Raw genomic sequence first — 13,777 nt, 5'->3', positions numbered from 1 at the left:
TACCGGCCTCGCCCCAGGGACCGGCCCCGTGACCGAAGGAGCCCCGCCCATGTCGCTGACCCCCCGTCCCCTGACCCTCCGCCCCCTCACCCGTGCCGAGCACCTCGCCTTCGTGGCACAGCGTGCCTCGGTCAGCCATCTGCAGGTGCCGTCGTGGGGGGGCGTGAAACCGGACTGGCGGGCCGAGAGCCTGGGATGGTTCGAGGCGGACGGGCGGCTCGTGGGGGCCGGACTGGTGCTGCTGCGGCCCTTGCCCAGGCTGAAGCGGTATCTGGCCTACCTCCCCGAGGGGCCCGTCATCGACTGGGACGCGCCCGATCCGGAGCGCTGGCTGGAGCCGCTGCTGGCGCACCTCAAGGCCCGGGGCGCCTTCACGGTGAAGATGGGGCCGCCCGTGGTGACCCGGCGGTGGAGCCCGGAGGCGGTCAAGGCCGCGATCGCCGACCCCGGCACGCACCGGCTGGGCGACGTACCGGCGACGTCCTGCGGGCCGGGCCTCGCGCTTGCCGAGCGGCTGCGCCGCATGGGCTGGCGGCAGACCGCGCCCGGCGGGGAGGAGGGCTTCGCCGCCGGGCAGCCCCGGTACGTGTGCCAGGTCCCGCTCGCGGACCGGTCCCTGGAGGACGTCCACCGCGGGCTCAACCAGCAGTGGCGGCGCAACATCAAGAAGGCCGAGAAGGCGGGCGTGAAGATCGTCCGGGGCGGAGCGGAGGACCTGCCGGTCTTCTACGGCCTCTACGCCGAGACCGCCGAACGGGACCGCTTCATCCCACGCCCCCTGCCGTACTTCCAGCGCATGTGGACCGCGCTCACCGCGGAGCACCCCGACCGGATGCGGCTCTACCTCGCCCACCACGACGGGGACGTCCTCGCCGCGGCCACCATGCTGATCGTCGGCGGGCACGTCTGGTACTCCTACGGCGCCTCCACCAGCCGCAAGCGCGAGGTGCAGCCCAACAACGCCCTGCAGTGGCGGATGATGTGCGACGCCCACGAACTCGGCGCGCACGTCTACGACTTCCGGGGCATCACGGACACCCTGGAGGAGTCCGACCACCTGCTCGGCCTGCTGCGCTTCAAGGTGGGCGCGGGCGGTGAGGCCGTCGAGTACGTGGGGGAGTGGGACTTCCCGCTGAACCGGCTGCTGCACAAGGCGTTCGACGTCTATCTGGCCCGCCGCTGAGGCCGCTCTCAGGTTCTCCGCCGAACTCCCAGCTTTTCCCAGGGGATTCACAGCGCCCCTTTGCCATTTTTGCCGTCCGGCGGCCCGGGAGGCGTGTAACTTCTTCGGTGTCGGGTTCCGGACGCGGAATTCAGCACCACAGGAAAAGCGCGACATTAGGAGTCGGAATGAGCTTCAAGAAGCTTTCCCCGCTGCCCCCCAAGTCCAAGACGAAGCAGCTCCCGCCGCCGCAGCCGAAGCCCAAGAAGCGCGCGCACCAGCCGCTTCCCAAGCCGCCGGCCGGCCGGGACCAGTGATCGGACGCTGAGCCGGAAGGGGTCGACGGTGCACCGTCGACCCCTTTTCCTCTTCCTCTGGGAAGGTGATTCGGAAAGGATTTCTGATGGCTGACGAGGGTGAAGAATTCGAGTACGGAACACCCGCTATTCCCGCCCGTACCGCGTTCCGCCGTTTCTGGCCGCTGACCAAGGGGCTCAGAAAATGGCTGCTGGCCGTCTGGCTGTGCACGGTGCTCGCCGCGCTCGCGGAGACCGAGGCCATCCTGCTGTTCGGTGATCTCACCGACCACGCCCTCCAGCGGGGCTCGCTCGCCGCGTTCTGGAGCCCGGCCGCGCAGTGGCTGGGGATCGCGGTGGCCGGCGCGCTCGTCGCGTACGCGGGCAACTCGCTGGCCGCGTGGGCCACCGAGCGCTTCGTGATGCGGCTGCGCGAGCACGTCTTCGACCACGTGCAGCAACTGCCCCCGCACTTCTTCCAGCGGCACCGCCAGGGCGATCTGCTCTCCCGGCTGACCAGCGACGTCGAGGCGATCGAGATGATGGTCGTGTCCGGCCTGGTCGGCGCCGCCTCGGCGGCCTTCTCCGCCCTCTTCTACGCCGCCGCCGCGTTCTGGCTGCGCTGGGACCTGGCCGCGGCCACCTTCGTCCTGGCCCCGCTGTTCTGGCTGGCCGCCCGCCGCTTCTCCGGCTCCATCAAGGACGTCTCCCGCGAGGGCCGGGTCGCCGACGGCGCGATCACCTCCGTGGTGGAGGAGTCCCTCGGCACCATCGTGCTCACCCAGGCGTACGACCGCCGGGACGCCGAGCGCCGCCGGCTGCGCGAGGAGGCGAACGCCTGGTTCCGCGCTTCCGTCCGCTCCACCCGTCTGAACGAGGCCTACGAGCAGCTGGTCCAGGTCATCGAGACGGTGTGCGTGCTCGCCGTCATCGGCATCGGAGCCTGGGAGATCTCCACCGGCCGCATGACCCTCGGGCAGCTGCTGGCCTTCGCCGCCTTCCTCGGTTACCTCTACCCGCCCGTCCGCGGCCTCGCCCAGCTCGGCCTCACGGTCACCGCGGCCACCGCCGGCGCCGAACGCCTCATCGAGATCCTGGACGTGCGCCCCTCGGTGGCGGACCCCCGCCACCACGCGCGGGTGGGCCGCCCGGACGGCACGGTGGAGGTGCGGGACGTCTCCTTCCGCTACCCCGGCGCACAGACGGCCGCCCTCGACGGCCTCTCCTTCCGTGTCAGCCCCGGCGAGCTGGTGATCGTCACCGGCCCGAGCGGAGCGGGCAAGTCCACGGTGTCCAAGCTGCTGCTGCGCTTCTACGACCCGGACCGCGGGGACGTGCTCCTGGACGGCGTGCCCGTGCGGGACTTCCCGCTGGCCCGGCTGCGCGAGTACGTCACCCTGCTTCCGCAGGAGACCCTGGTGCTGCACGACACGGTGCGCGCCAACATCGCCTGCGGCCGGCCCGGCGCCAGCGACCAGGCGATCGAGCAGGCGGCGAAGGCGGCCGACGCCCACGACTTCATCCTGCGGCTGCCCGACGGCTACGACACCCGGGTCGACCCCCACTCGGCCCGGCTCTCCGGCGGCCAGCTCCAGCGCCTGGCCATCGCCCGCGCCATCCTGCGCGACGCGCCCGTCCTGGTCCTGGACGAACCGACCACCGGGCTCGACGCGCTGGCCGCCCGCCGCGTCGTCGAACCCCTGCGCCGGCTGATGGCAGGCCGGACGACCATCATGATCACGCACGACCTGAACCTCGCCCCCGACGCGGACCGCATCCTCGTCGTGGACCGGGGCCGCATCGTGGAGAGCGGCCGCCACGGCGAACTCCTCGCCCGGGGCGGCGCCTACGCCCGGCTGCACCGCTCGCAGAACAACGCGGTGCTGGACACGGAGGAGCTGCGCATGCCGCTGTGGGAGGAGCAGCGGACACCGGCGCCGCCACACACGCCCGAGTACGGCGGACAGGGGTACGGGAACGGGTACGCGTACGGGAACGGGTACGCCCACGAGTACGCGTACAGGCAGGAGGCGTACGCCCAGGCACCCCCGGCGGCCTGCGCCCCGAGGGCGTCCGCCCCGACGGCCCCGGTGTTCCGCGACCAGGAGGCGTGGCCGGGCGGCTGATCCCAGCATCCGGGACAGTCCCGTCAAGGGTTCACGCCCCTGTCGAAGTCCATTACCCTGGACCTGGTAGTACATCGAGATGCACGAATCCGACCAAGCCCAGGACCGCTCGTGACCGCCCCGCTCAGCACCACCACGCCGACCCCGACCACCTCGGGCGACGGCGCGCATCCGGCCGCCCCGCGCGGCCCGCTCGGCTCACTCGGACCCGTGGGGCTGGTGCTGGCCGGCGGGATCTCGGTCCAGTTCGGCGGCGCGCTGGCCGTCACGCTGATGCCCAGGGCCGGTGCCCTGGGCGTCGTCACCCTGCGCCTGCTCGCGGCGGCCGTCGTCCTCCTGCTCGTCTGCCGGCCCCGGCTGCGCGGGCACTCCCGGGCCGACTGGGGCACGGTCGTCGTCTTCGGCGTCACCATGGGCGCGATGAACGGCCTGTTCTACGAAGCGGTCGCCCGTATCCCGCTGGGCCCGGCGGTCACCCTCGAAGTCCTCGGCCCCCTGGCCCTGTCCGTCGTGGCCTCCCGCCGCGCGATCAACGCCCTGTGGGCCGGCCTGGCCCTCGCCGGCGTCTTCCTGCTCGGCGGCGGAGGCTTCGGCAAGCTGGACCCCACAGGTGTCGGCTTCGCCCTGGGTGCAGGCACCATGTGGGCTGCCTACATAGTCTTCAGCGCCCGTACGGGCCGACGCTTCCCGCAGGCGGACGGCCTGGCGCTGGCCATGGCGGTCGCGGCCCTCCTCTTCCTTCCCTTGGGCATCGCCGACGCCGGCAGCCGGCTCCTGAACCCCACCACCGTCGCCCTCGGCTCGGCGGTGGCCCTGCTCTCCTCGGTCCTGCCCTACACCCTCGAACTGCTGGCCCTGCGCCGGCTGCCGGCCCCGACCTTCGCCATCCTCATGAGCCTGGAACCGGCCATCGCGGCCACGGCCGGCTTCCTGATCCTCGGCCAGTCCCTCACCCCCACCGAGGCCGCGGCGATCAGCCTGGTCATCGCGGCGACGATCGGCGCGGTACGCACCCAGACCTCCCGGACGAAGGCCGGCCTGCGGGCGCCGGAAGCGTAGGGAGCGTCTTACCGGTCACTGATCGGAAGGACGCCTCCCAGGCCCGCCCGTCCCCACGGGACCCCCTCCCCGCTCACCCTGCGCGTCCCGCCCCTCTCCCGCACACTCCTGTGTGTGGCCTGAAGGGGCGCAGCCGGACGGAAGGCGGATCTCGTGACCGACGCTCGTGACACCCACCCCAGCCCGCTGAAGGTGACCGCCCGGGGCCGGGCCGTTCTCGCCGATCCCCGGATCAACCGCGGCACCGCCTTCACCGAGGAGGAGCGCCGCGCCCTCGACCTCGTCGGGCTGGTCCCACCCCGTGTGCTCACCCAGGACGAGCAGGCCGAACGCGCCTACGGCCAGTTCCGGGACCAGCCGGGCGACCTGGCCAGGAGCGTCAACCTGACCGCGCTGCACGACCGCAACGAGGTGCTGTTCTACCGGCTCGTCGGCGACCACCTCGAAGAGATGCTGCCCGTCGTCTACACCCCCACGGTGGGCACGGCGATCCGCCGGTACAGCACGGAGTACCGGCGCCCGCGCGGTGTCTACCTCTCCGTGGACGCCCCCGACGACATCGAACGCTCCCTGCGCGCGCACGGCCTGGGCGCCGACGACGTCGACCTGATCGTGGCCACCGACGGCGAGGGCATCCTCGGCATCGGCGACTGGGGCGTCGGCGGCATCGACATCGCCGTCGGCAAGCTCGCCGTCTACACGGCCGCCGCCGGCATCGACCCGCGCCGCACCCTGCCCGTCATGCTCGACGTCGGCACCAACCGCCGGGAACTCCTCGACAACCCCCTCTACCTCGGCAACCGCCACCCGCGCGCCGACCGCGACACCTACGACGCCTTCATCGACGCCTACGTCACCACCGCGACCCGGCTCTTCCCGCACGCCCTGCTGCACTGGGAGGACTTCGGCACCGCCAACGCCCGCCGCATCCTCGACCGCTACCGCGACCAGGTCTGCACCTTCAACGACGACATCCAGGGCACCGGCGCCGTCAACCTCGCCGCCGTCCTGTCCGGCGTCCGCGCCACCGGCACGCCCCTGCCCGAGCACCGGATCGTCGTCTTCGGCGCCGGTACCGCCGGCATCGGCGTCGCCGACCAGTTGCGCGACGCCCTGATCGCCGAGGGCCTGTCCGCCGAGCAGGCCACCGCCCGCTTCTGGTGCGTGGACCGGTACGGCCTGCTCACCACCGACCAGGGCGACCGGTTGCGGGACTTCCAGAAGCCGTACGCCCGCCCCGCCGACGAGGTCGACGACTGGCGCCGGGACGAGGACCTGCCCGGCGTCCCGCTGGACGAGGTGGTCCGCCGGGCCCGCCCGACCATCCTGATCGGCACCTCCGGCCAGGGCGGCTCCTTCACCCGGGAGATCGTCCGCGAGATGGCCCGGCACACCGAGCGCCCGATCATCCTGCCCATGTCCAACCCGACCGACCTCGCCGAGGCCACCCCCGCCGACCTGCTCGACTGGACCGACGGCAAGGCCCTGGTGGCCACCGGCAGCCCCTTCGCCCCGGTGGAGCGGGACGGCACGACGTACGAGATCGGCCAGGCCAACAACGCGCTGGTCTTCCCCGGCCTCGGCCTCGGTGTGATCGTCGCCCGCGCCTCCCGGGTCACCGACCGCATGCTCCGCGCGGCGGCCGACGCGGTGGCCCGCCGGACCGGTGACACGGAGGTCGCCCGTTCCGACGCGCCGGTCCTGCCACCGATCCGGGACCTGCGCGCCACCTCGGAGGCGGTCGCCGTGGCCGTGGCCCGCGTGGCGGTGGAGGAGGGTGTCGCCCGGAACGGCCTCTACGACTGCGAGGCGGCGGTCCGGGCCGCCCGGTGGGAGCCGGTGTACCCGCCGGTGGAAGCGGTGTGACCCCGGGTCCGGGCGGAGCGGGCCGAGCCGTCCGGACCCTTTGTCTCCCCGTGCCGGGGTCCTGCCGGCCATCAATTCATGCAAGCGTGCTTGATTGTTTCTGCTCCCGCTGCCATGCTCCCCCTCATGGCCGACCCGACGCCCGTCATTGACGACCTGCGTGCCGAGAGCGGTGAACTCGACCGGCTCGTAGCAGAGTTGAGCCCCGAGCAGTGGGCCCTGCCCACCCCGGCAGCCGGCTGGACCGTCGCCCACCAGATCGCGCACCTCGCCTGGACCGACCGCTCGGCCCTGCTGGCCGTCACCGACGCCGACGCCTTCCGGGCGCTGGTCGACAAGGCGCTCGCCGCACCCGACGCGTTCGTGGGCGAGGGGGCGGAGGAGGGCGCCGTACTCCCGCCCGGCGACCTGCTGGCGGCCTGGCGCGGCGGACGCACCGCCCTCGACCGGGCCCTGCGCGACGCACCGGCCGGTGCCCGTTTCCCCTGGTACGGCCCGCCCATGTCGGCCGCCTCCATGGCCACCGCCCGACTGATGGAGACCTGGGCCCACGGGCTGGACATCGCCGACGCGCTGGGTGTGGTGCGCCCACCCACCGACCGGCTCCGGCATGTGGCCCGGCTCGGCGTGCGCACCCGTGACTTCGCCTTCGGAGTGCACGGACTGACCCCGCCGGCCGAGGAGTTCCGGGTGGAACTGACCGCGCCCTCCGGCCAGGTGTGGGCGTACGGCGACGAGCGCGCCGCCCAGCGCGTCACCGGTCCCGCCCTCGACTTCTGCCTCCTGGTCACCCAGCGCGCCCACCGGGACGACCTCGCGCTGACGGCCGCAGGCCCGGACGCCGACCGCTGGCTCGGCATCGCCCAGGCCTTCGCGGGCCCGCCCGGCACCGGCCGCCCGCCGAAGGGGGCCGGCCGGTGAACCCGCTGCGCGTCGGCAACTTCTCCGGCTTCTACGGTGACCGCGCGGACGCCCTGCGCGAGATGCTCACCGGCGGCGAGGTCGACGTCCTCACCGGTGACTACCTCGCCGAACTCACCATGCTCATCCTCGGCCGCGACCGGCTGAAGGACCCGGCCGCCGGCTACGCCCGCACCTTCCTGCGCCAGCTGGAGGACTGCCTGGGCCTCGCCCGCGAACGCGGCGTGCGGATCGTCACCAACGCCGGCGGCCTCAACCCCGCCGGACTGGCCGGCCGGATACGGGAGCTGGCGGACCGGCTCGGCATCCCGGCGCGGGTCGCGCACGTCGAGGGCGACGACCTGACCGCCGCCCACCCGGGCGCCCTCGCCGCCCACGCCTACCTCGGCGGCTTCGGCATCGCCGCGTGCCTGCGGGCCGGCGCCGACGTGGTGGTCACCGGCCGGGTGACCGACGCCGCGCTCGTCACCGGCCCCGCCGCCGCCCACTTCGGCTGGGGGCCGGCGGACCACGACCGCCTCGCCGGCGCCGTCGTCGCCGGTCACGTGCTGGAGTGCGGGACCCAGGCCACGGGCGGCAACTACGCGTTCTTCGGCGAGGGGGACGTACGGCGTCCCGGCTTCCCGCTCGCCGAGGTGCACGCCGACGGCACCAGCGTGATCACCAAGCACCCGGGCACCGGCGGCTTCGTGGACGTGGGCACGGTCACCGCGCAACTGCTGTACGAGACCGGCGGCGCCCGCTACGCCGGACCCGACGTCACCGCCCGGCTGGACACCGTACGGCTGAGCCAGGACGGACCGGACCGGGTGCGGATCGAGGGGGTGCGCGGGGAGCCGCCGCCGCCCACCCTCAAGGCCGGGGTCAACCGGCTCGGCGGCTTCCGCAACGAGGTCGTCTTCGTCCTGACCGGACTCGACATCGAGGCCAAGGCGGCCCTGGTGCGGGAGCAACTCGCCGGCGCGCTCGCCAAGTCGCCGCCACGGGACGTCCGCTGGGAACTGGTGCGCACCGACCGGGCCGACGCGGACACCGAGGAGACGGCCAGCGCGCTGCTGCGGCTCGTCGTCCGGGACCCGGACCAGCGGGTCGTGGGGCGGGCGCTCAGCGGGGCCGCCGTGGAACTGGCCCTCGCCAGCTACCCGGGCTTCCATGTGCTCGCCCCACCCGGAAAGGGCTCCCCCTATGGGGTGTTCGAGGATGTGTACGTACCCCATGGGGACGTCGACCACAGGGCCGTCCTCCACGACGGACGCCGTGTCCCCGTGCCGCCGCCCCAGGACACCCGGCCCCTCGGCGCCGTGCCGCCCCCGCCCCTCCCGCAGCCCCTCCCGCCCGGCCCGGTCCGCCGGGCGCCCCTCGGCCTGGTCGCCGGGGCACGCAGCGGGGACAAGGGCGGGAACGCCAACGTGGGGGTGTGGGCGCGGTCGGACGAGGCCTGGCGGTGGCTCGCCCGCACCCTGACCACCGACGCCTTCCGGCAGTTGCTGCCCGAGACCCGCGACCTGCCCGTCACCCGGCACCTGCTGCCGAACCTGCGCGCGCTCAACTTCGTCGTCGAGGGCATCCTCGGCGCCGGAGTCGCCGCCCAGGCCCGCTTCGACCCGCAGGCCAAGGCCCTCGGCGAATGGCTGCGCTCCCGCCACCTGGACATCCCGGAGACTCTGCTGTGACGGTTCTGCGGACCACTGTCGACCCCACCGGCCCCGACCACCAGGCCCACCGCGCGGCCATGCTCGCCAAGCTCGCCGAGCTGGAGGCCGAGCACGCCAAGGCGCTCGCGGGCGGCGGTGAGAAATACGTCCAGCGGCACCGCTCGCGCGGCAAGCTGCTGCCCCGCGAGCGCATCGAGCTGCTGCTGGACCCCGACACCCCGTTCCTGGAGCTGTCCCCGCTGGCCGCCTGGGGCAGCGAGTACCCCGTCGGCGCGTCCCTCGTCACCGGGATCGGCGTGGTCGAGGGCGTGGAGTGCCTGATCACCGCCAACGACCCGACCGTGCGCGGCGGCGCCAGCAACCCGTGGAGCCTGAAGAAGGCCCTCCGCGCGAACGACATCGCGCTCGCCAACCGGCTGCCCTGCATCAGCCTGGTGGAGTCGGGCGGCGCCGATCTGCCGTCCCAGAAGGAGATCTTCATCCCCGGCGGCGCCATCTTCCGCGACCTCACCCGGCTCTCCGCCGCCGGCATCCCGACCATCGCCGTCGTCTTCGGCAACTCCACCGCCGGCGGTGCCTACATCCCCGGCATGTCCGACCACGTGATCATGGTCAAGGAGCGCGCGAAGGTGTTCCTCGGCGGGCCGCCGCTCGTGAAGATGGCCACCGGCGAGGAGAGCGACGACGAATCGCTGGGCGGCGCCGAGATGCACGCGCGCGTGTCCGGCCTCGCCGACCACTTCGCCCTGGACGAGCCGGACGCGCTGCGCCAGGCCCGCCGGGTCGTGGCCCGCCTCAACCACCGCAAGGCGTACCCGGACCCCGGCCCGGCCGAGCCGCCCAGGTACGACCCGGAGGAGCTGCTGGGCATCGTCCCCGGGGACCTGAAGATCCCGTTCGACCCGCGCGAGGTCATCGCCCGCGTCGTGGACGGCTCCGACTTCGACGAGTTCAAGCCGCTGTACGGCACCAGCCTGGTCACCGGCTGGGCGGCCCTGCACGGCTACCCGGTCGGCATCCTGGCCAACGCCCGGGGCGTCCTCTTCAGCGCCGAGTCGCAGAAGGCCGCCCAGTTCATCCAGCTCGCCAACCAGCGCGACATCCCGCTGCTGTTCCTGCACAACACCACCGGCTACATGGTCGGCAGGGAGTACGAGCAGGGCGGGATCATCAAGCACGGCGCGATGATGATCAACGCGGTCAGCAACAGCAGGGTCCCGCACCTGTCGGTCCTCATGGGCGCGTCGTACGGCGCCGGGCACTACGGCATGTGCGGCCGGGCCTACGACCCCCGCTTCCTGTTCGCCTGGCCCAGCGCCAAGTCCGCCGTGATGGGCCCGCAGCAGCTCGCCGGCGTGCTGTCGATCGTCGCCCGGCAGTCGGCGGCGGCCAAGGGGCAGCCGTACGACGAGGACGCGGACGCGGCCCTGCGCGCCATGGTGGAGCAGCAGATCGAGTCCGAGTCGCTGCCCATGTTCCTGTCCGGGCGGCTGTACGACGACGGCGTCATCGACCCGCGCGACACCCGCACCGTCCTCGGCCTGTGCCTCTCCGCCCTGCACACCGCGCCCTACGAGGGCGCGCGCGGCGGCTTCGGCGTCTTCCGGATGTGAGGGATCCCGTGATTTCCAGTGTGCTCGTCGCCAACCGGGGCGAGATCGCCTGCCGTGTCTTCCGCACCTGCCGCGCGTCGGGAATCCGGACGGTCGCGGTCCATTCCGACGCCGACGAGAACGCGCTCCACGCGCGCGTGGCCGACACGGCGGTACGGCTGCCGGGCGCGGCGCCCGCCGAGACGTACCTGCGCGGCGACCTGATCGTGAAGGCGGCCCTGGCGTCCGGCGCCGATGCCGTGCACCCCGGCTACGGCTTCCTCTCCGAGAACCCGGGCTTCGCCCGCGCCGTCCTCGACGCCGGCCTGGTCTGGATCGGCCCGCCCCCGGAGGCCATCGAGGCCATGGCGTCCAAGACCCGCGCCAAACGCCTGCTGGGCGTCGAGCCCCTCCAGGAGGTGACCGAGGCCGACCTGCCCGTCCTGGTGAAGGCGGCGGCCGGCGGCGGAGGGCGCGGCATGCGGATCGTGCGCCGCCTGGACGAGTTGCGGGCCGCGCTGGAGGGCGCGCGCGCCGAGGCCGCGAGCGCCTTCGGCGACGGCGAGGTCTTCGTGGAGCCGTACCTCGAACACGGCCGCCACGTGGAGGTGCAGATCCTCGCCGACACCCACGGCACCGTCTGGGCGCTCGGCACCCGCGACTGCTCCCTCCAGCGCCGCCACCAGAAGGTCGTGGAGGAAGCCCCGGCGCCCGGACTCCCCACGGCGCTCAGGGAGGAGCTGCGCACGCTGGCCGTACGCGCCGCCCGCGCCGTCTCCTACACCGGGGCGGGCACCGTCGAGTTCCTGGTCGCCGACGGCCGCGCCCACTTCCTGGAGATGAACACCCGCCTCCAGGTCGAACACCCCGTCACCGAGGCGGTCTTCGGCCTCGACCTGGTCGCGGAACAGATCCGGATCGCCGAGGGCCACGCCCTCGGCACCGAGCCCCCACATGCGCGCGGCCACGCCGTCGAGGCCCGCCTCTACGCCGAGGACCCGGCCCGTGACTGGGCCCCCCAGACCGGCACCCTGCACCGGCTCGCCGTACCGGAAGGCGTCCGCCTGGACACCGGGTACACCGACGGCGACACCATCGGCGTCCACTACGACCCGATGCTCGCCAAGGTCGTCGCCCACGCCCCCACGCGCGCGGAGGCGGTCCGCAGGCTCGCGGGCGCGCTGGAGTCCGCCGTGGTCCACGGCCCGGTCACCAACCGCGACCTGCTCGTACGCTCCCTGCGCCACCCGGAGTTCACGAGCGGACGCATGGACACCGGCTTCTACGACCGCCACCTCGACGCCCTCACCGAACCCGCCCGCGACCCCCACGCACCCCTGGCCGCCGCCCTCGCCGACGCCCACGGCCGCTCGCGCTTCGGCGGCTGGCGCAACGTCCCCTCCCAGCCGCAGGTGAAGCGGTACGAGATGGACGGCGAGGAGCACGAGGTCCGGTACCGGCACACCCGGGAGGGCCTGGCCGCCGACGGGGTCCGGGTCGTGCACGCCGACGCGCATCTGGTGGTGCTCGAAGCGGATGGCGTACGCCGCAGGTTCCAGGTGTCCCGGTACGGCGACCAGGTCCACGTCGACACCGTCCGCCTCACCGCCCTGCCCCGCTTCCCCGACCCGACGGCCCAGCTCGCGCCGGGGTCCCTGGTGGCCCCGATGCCGGGCACGGTGGTCAGGATCGCCGAGGGCCTGACCGAAGGGGCAACGGTTCGGGCGGGCCAGGGCCTCATTTGGTTGGAGGCGATGAAGATGCAGCACCAGATCTCGGCCCCGGCGGCGGGGACGCTCAGCACGCTGAACGCCGAGCCCGGGCAGCAGGTGGAGCCCGGCACGGTGCTGGCGGTGGTGCAGCCGACCTGAGGGCGCGGGGACCCGCGCGACCAGCCACCCACGACCCGCACGCGGAGGAACCGCATGACCACCCTCGTCGAATCCGAAGAACACAAGGCCCTCCGCTCGGCGGTGGCCGCCCTCGGCAAGCGCTACGGCCGCGACTACCTCACCCGCACCGTCGCCGAGGGCAGGCCCCCGGCCGAACTGTGGAGCGAGGCGGGAAAGCTCGGCTACCTCGGCGTCAACCTCCCGGAGGAGTACGGCGGTGGAGGCGGCGGCATAGCGGAACTCTCCATCGTGCTCGAAGAACTGGGCGCCGCGGGCTCCCCCCTGCTGATGCTGGTCGTCTCACCGGCGATCTGCGGCACGGTGATCGCCCGCTTCGGCACGGAGGAGCAGAAACGGCACTGGCTCCCCGGGCTCGCCGCAGGGAGCCGCCTGATGGCCTTCGGCATCACCGAGCCCGACGCCGGCTCCAACAGCCACCGCATCACCACCACGGCCCGCAGGGACGGCGCCGACTGGCTGCTCACCGGCCGCAAGGTGTTCATCTCCGGGGTCGACATGGCCGACGCCGTGCTGATCGTCGGCCGCACCGAGGACGCCCGCACCGGACGCCTCAAGCCCTGCCTGTTCATCGTCCCGACGGACGCGGAGGGCTTCCGGAAGCACCCGATCGACATGGAACTCAAGGCCGCCGAGAAGCAGTTCGAGCTGGTCCTCGACGACGTACGGCTGCCCGCCGGCGCGCTGGTGGGCGATGAGGACGCGGGGCTCCTCCAGCTCTTCGCGGGGCTCAACCCCGAGCGGATCATGACCGCCGCGTTCGCCATCGGCATGGGCCGGTACGCACTCGCCAAGGCCGTCGCGTACGCCCGCGAGCGGACGGTCTGGAAGGCCCCCATCGGCGCCCACCAGGCCATCGCGCACCCCCTGGCGCAGGCGCACATCGACCTGGAGCTGGCCCGGCTGATGATGCAGAAGGCGGCCCGTCTCTACGACGCCGGCGACGACATCGGCGCGGGCGAGGCCGCGAACATGGCCAAGTACGCGGCGGGCGAGGCCTGCGTGCGGGCCGTGGACCAAGCCGTGCACACCCTCGGCGGCAACGGGCTCACGCGCGAGTTCGGGCTCGCCTCGCTGATAACGGCCGCGCGCGTGTCTCGTATCGCCCCGGTGAGCCGGGAGATGATTCTCAACTACGTCTCCCACCAGACCCTGGGCCTGCCCAAGTCGTACTAGGCGCCCTGTGCGAG

General features: G+C 73.3%; 10 protein-coding genes. All 10 read left to right on the top strand.

All coding sequences use genetic code 11. From position 1 onward, the window contains the following. Nucleotides 1-49 precede the first annotated feature (49 nt). The 10 genes from AB0947_RS10165 (at nucleotide 50) to AB0947_RS10120 (ending at nucleotide 13,763) form a co-directional block, all read left to right on the top strand. Nucleotides 50-1,183 (top strand): peptidoglycan bridge formation glycyltransferase FemA/FemB family protein, encoded by a 1,134-nt coding sequence (locus AB0947_RS10165; protein WP_366749845.1) that lies wholly within the window; start codon nucleotides 50-52, stop codon nucleotides 1,181-1,183. Between the two features lie 167 nt (nucleotides 1,184-1,350). Then, a complete protein-coding gene (locus AB0947_RS10160; RefSeq protein ID WP_366749844.1) occupies nucleotides 1,351-1,479 on the top strand; it encodes a hypothetical protein in 129 nt (42 codons plus the stop codon). Between the two features lie 86 nt (nucleotides 1,480-1,565). Further along, complete coding sequence (locus AB0947_RS10155) at nucleotides 1,566-3,584, top strand: ABC transporter ATP-binding protein (protein ID WP_366749843.1); 2,019 nt, start codon at nucleotides 1,566-1,568, stop codon at nucleotides 3,582-3,584. 111 nt (nucleotides 3,585-3,695) lie between these two features. After that, nucleotides 3,696-4,643, top strand: a complete 948-nt coding sequence (locus AB0947_RS10150) for an EamA family transporter (RefSeq protein ID WP_366749842.1) — start codon at nucleotides 3,696-3,698, stop codon at nucleotides 4,641-4,643. A gap of 153 nt (nucleotides 4,644-4,796) precedes the next feature. Then, nucleotides 4,797-6,509, top strand: a complete 1,713-nt coding sequence (locus AB0947_RS10145) for an NAD-dependent malic enzyme (protein WP_366749841.1) — start codon at nucleotides 4,797-4,799, stop codon at nucleotides 6,507-6,509. A gap of 126 nt (nucleotides 6,510-6,635) precedes the next feature. Continuing rightward, nucleotides 6,636-7,430, top strand: a complete 795-nt coding sequence (locus AB0947_RS10140) for a TIGR03084 family metal-binding protein (RefSeq protein WP_366749840.1) — start codon at nucleotides 6,636-6,638, stop codon at nucleotides 7,428-7,430. Beyond that, nucleotides 7,427-9,103 (top strand): acyclic terpene utilization AtuA family protein, encoded by a 1,677-nt coding sequence (locus AB0947_RS10135; protein WP_366749839.1) that lies wholly within the window; start codon nucleotides 7,427-7,429, stop codon nucleotides 9,101-9,103. Before AB0947_RS10140 ends, AB0947_RS10135 begins: the two co-directional genes overlap by 4 nt. Beyond that, the gene (locus AB0947_RS10130) at nucleotides 9,100-10,698 is read left to right on the top strand and encodes a carboxyl transferase domain-containing protein (protein WP_366749837.1); all 1,599 of its coding nucleotides are present in this window, start codon (nucleotides 9,100-9,102) and stop codon (nucleotides 10,696-10,698) included. Before AB0947_RS10135 ends, AB0947_RS10130 begins: the two co-directional genes overlap by 4 nt. Nucleotides 10,699-10,706: 8 nt before the next feature. Next, nucleotides 10,707-12,548 carry a biotin carboxylase N-terminal domain-containing protein gene (locus AB0947_RS10125; RefSeq protein WP_366749835.1) on the top strand — a complete coding sequence of 614 codons (1,842 nt, stop codon included), beginning with the start codon at nucleotides 10,707-10,709 and terminating at the stop codon, nucleotides 12,546-12,548. 54 nt (nucleotides 12,549-12,602) lie between these two features. Continuing rightward, nucleotides 12,603-13,763, top strand: a complete 1,161-nt coding sequence (locus AB0947_RS10120) for an acyl-CoA dehydrogenase family protein (RefSeq protein ID WP_366749834.1) — start codon at nucleotides 12,603-12,605, stop codon at nucleotides 13,761-13,763. Nucleotides 13,764-13,777: the final 14 nt, after the last annotated feature.

The sequence above is a fragment of the Streptomyces sp. NPDC047841 genome (assembly GCF_040704085.1).
In the GTDB taxonomy this organism is placed as follows: Bacteria; Actinomycetota; Actinomycetes; order Streptomycetales; family Streptomycetaceae; genus Streptomyces; species Streptomyces argyrophylli.
This window is presented reverse-complemented; position numbering and strand designations above follow the sequence as displayed.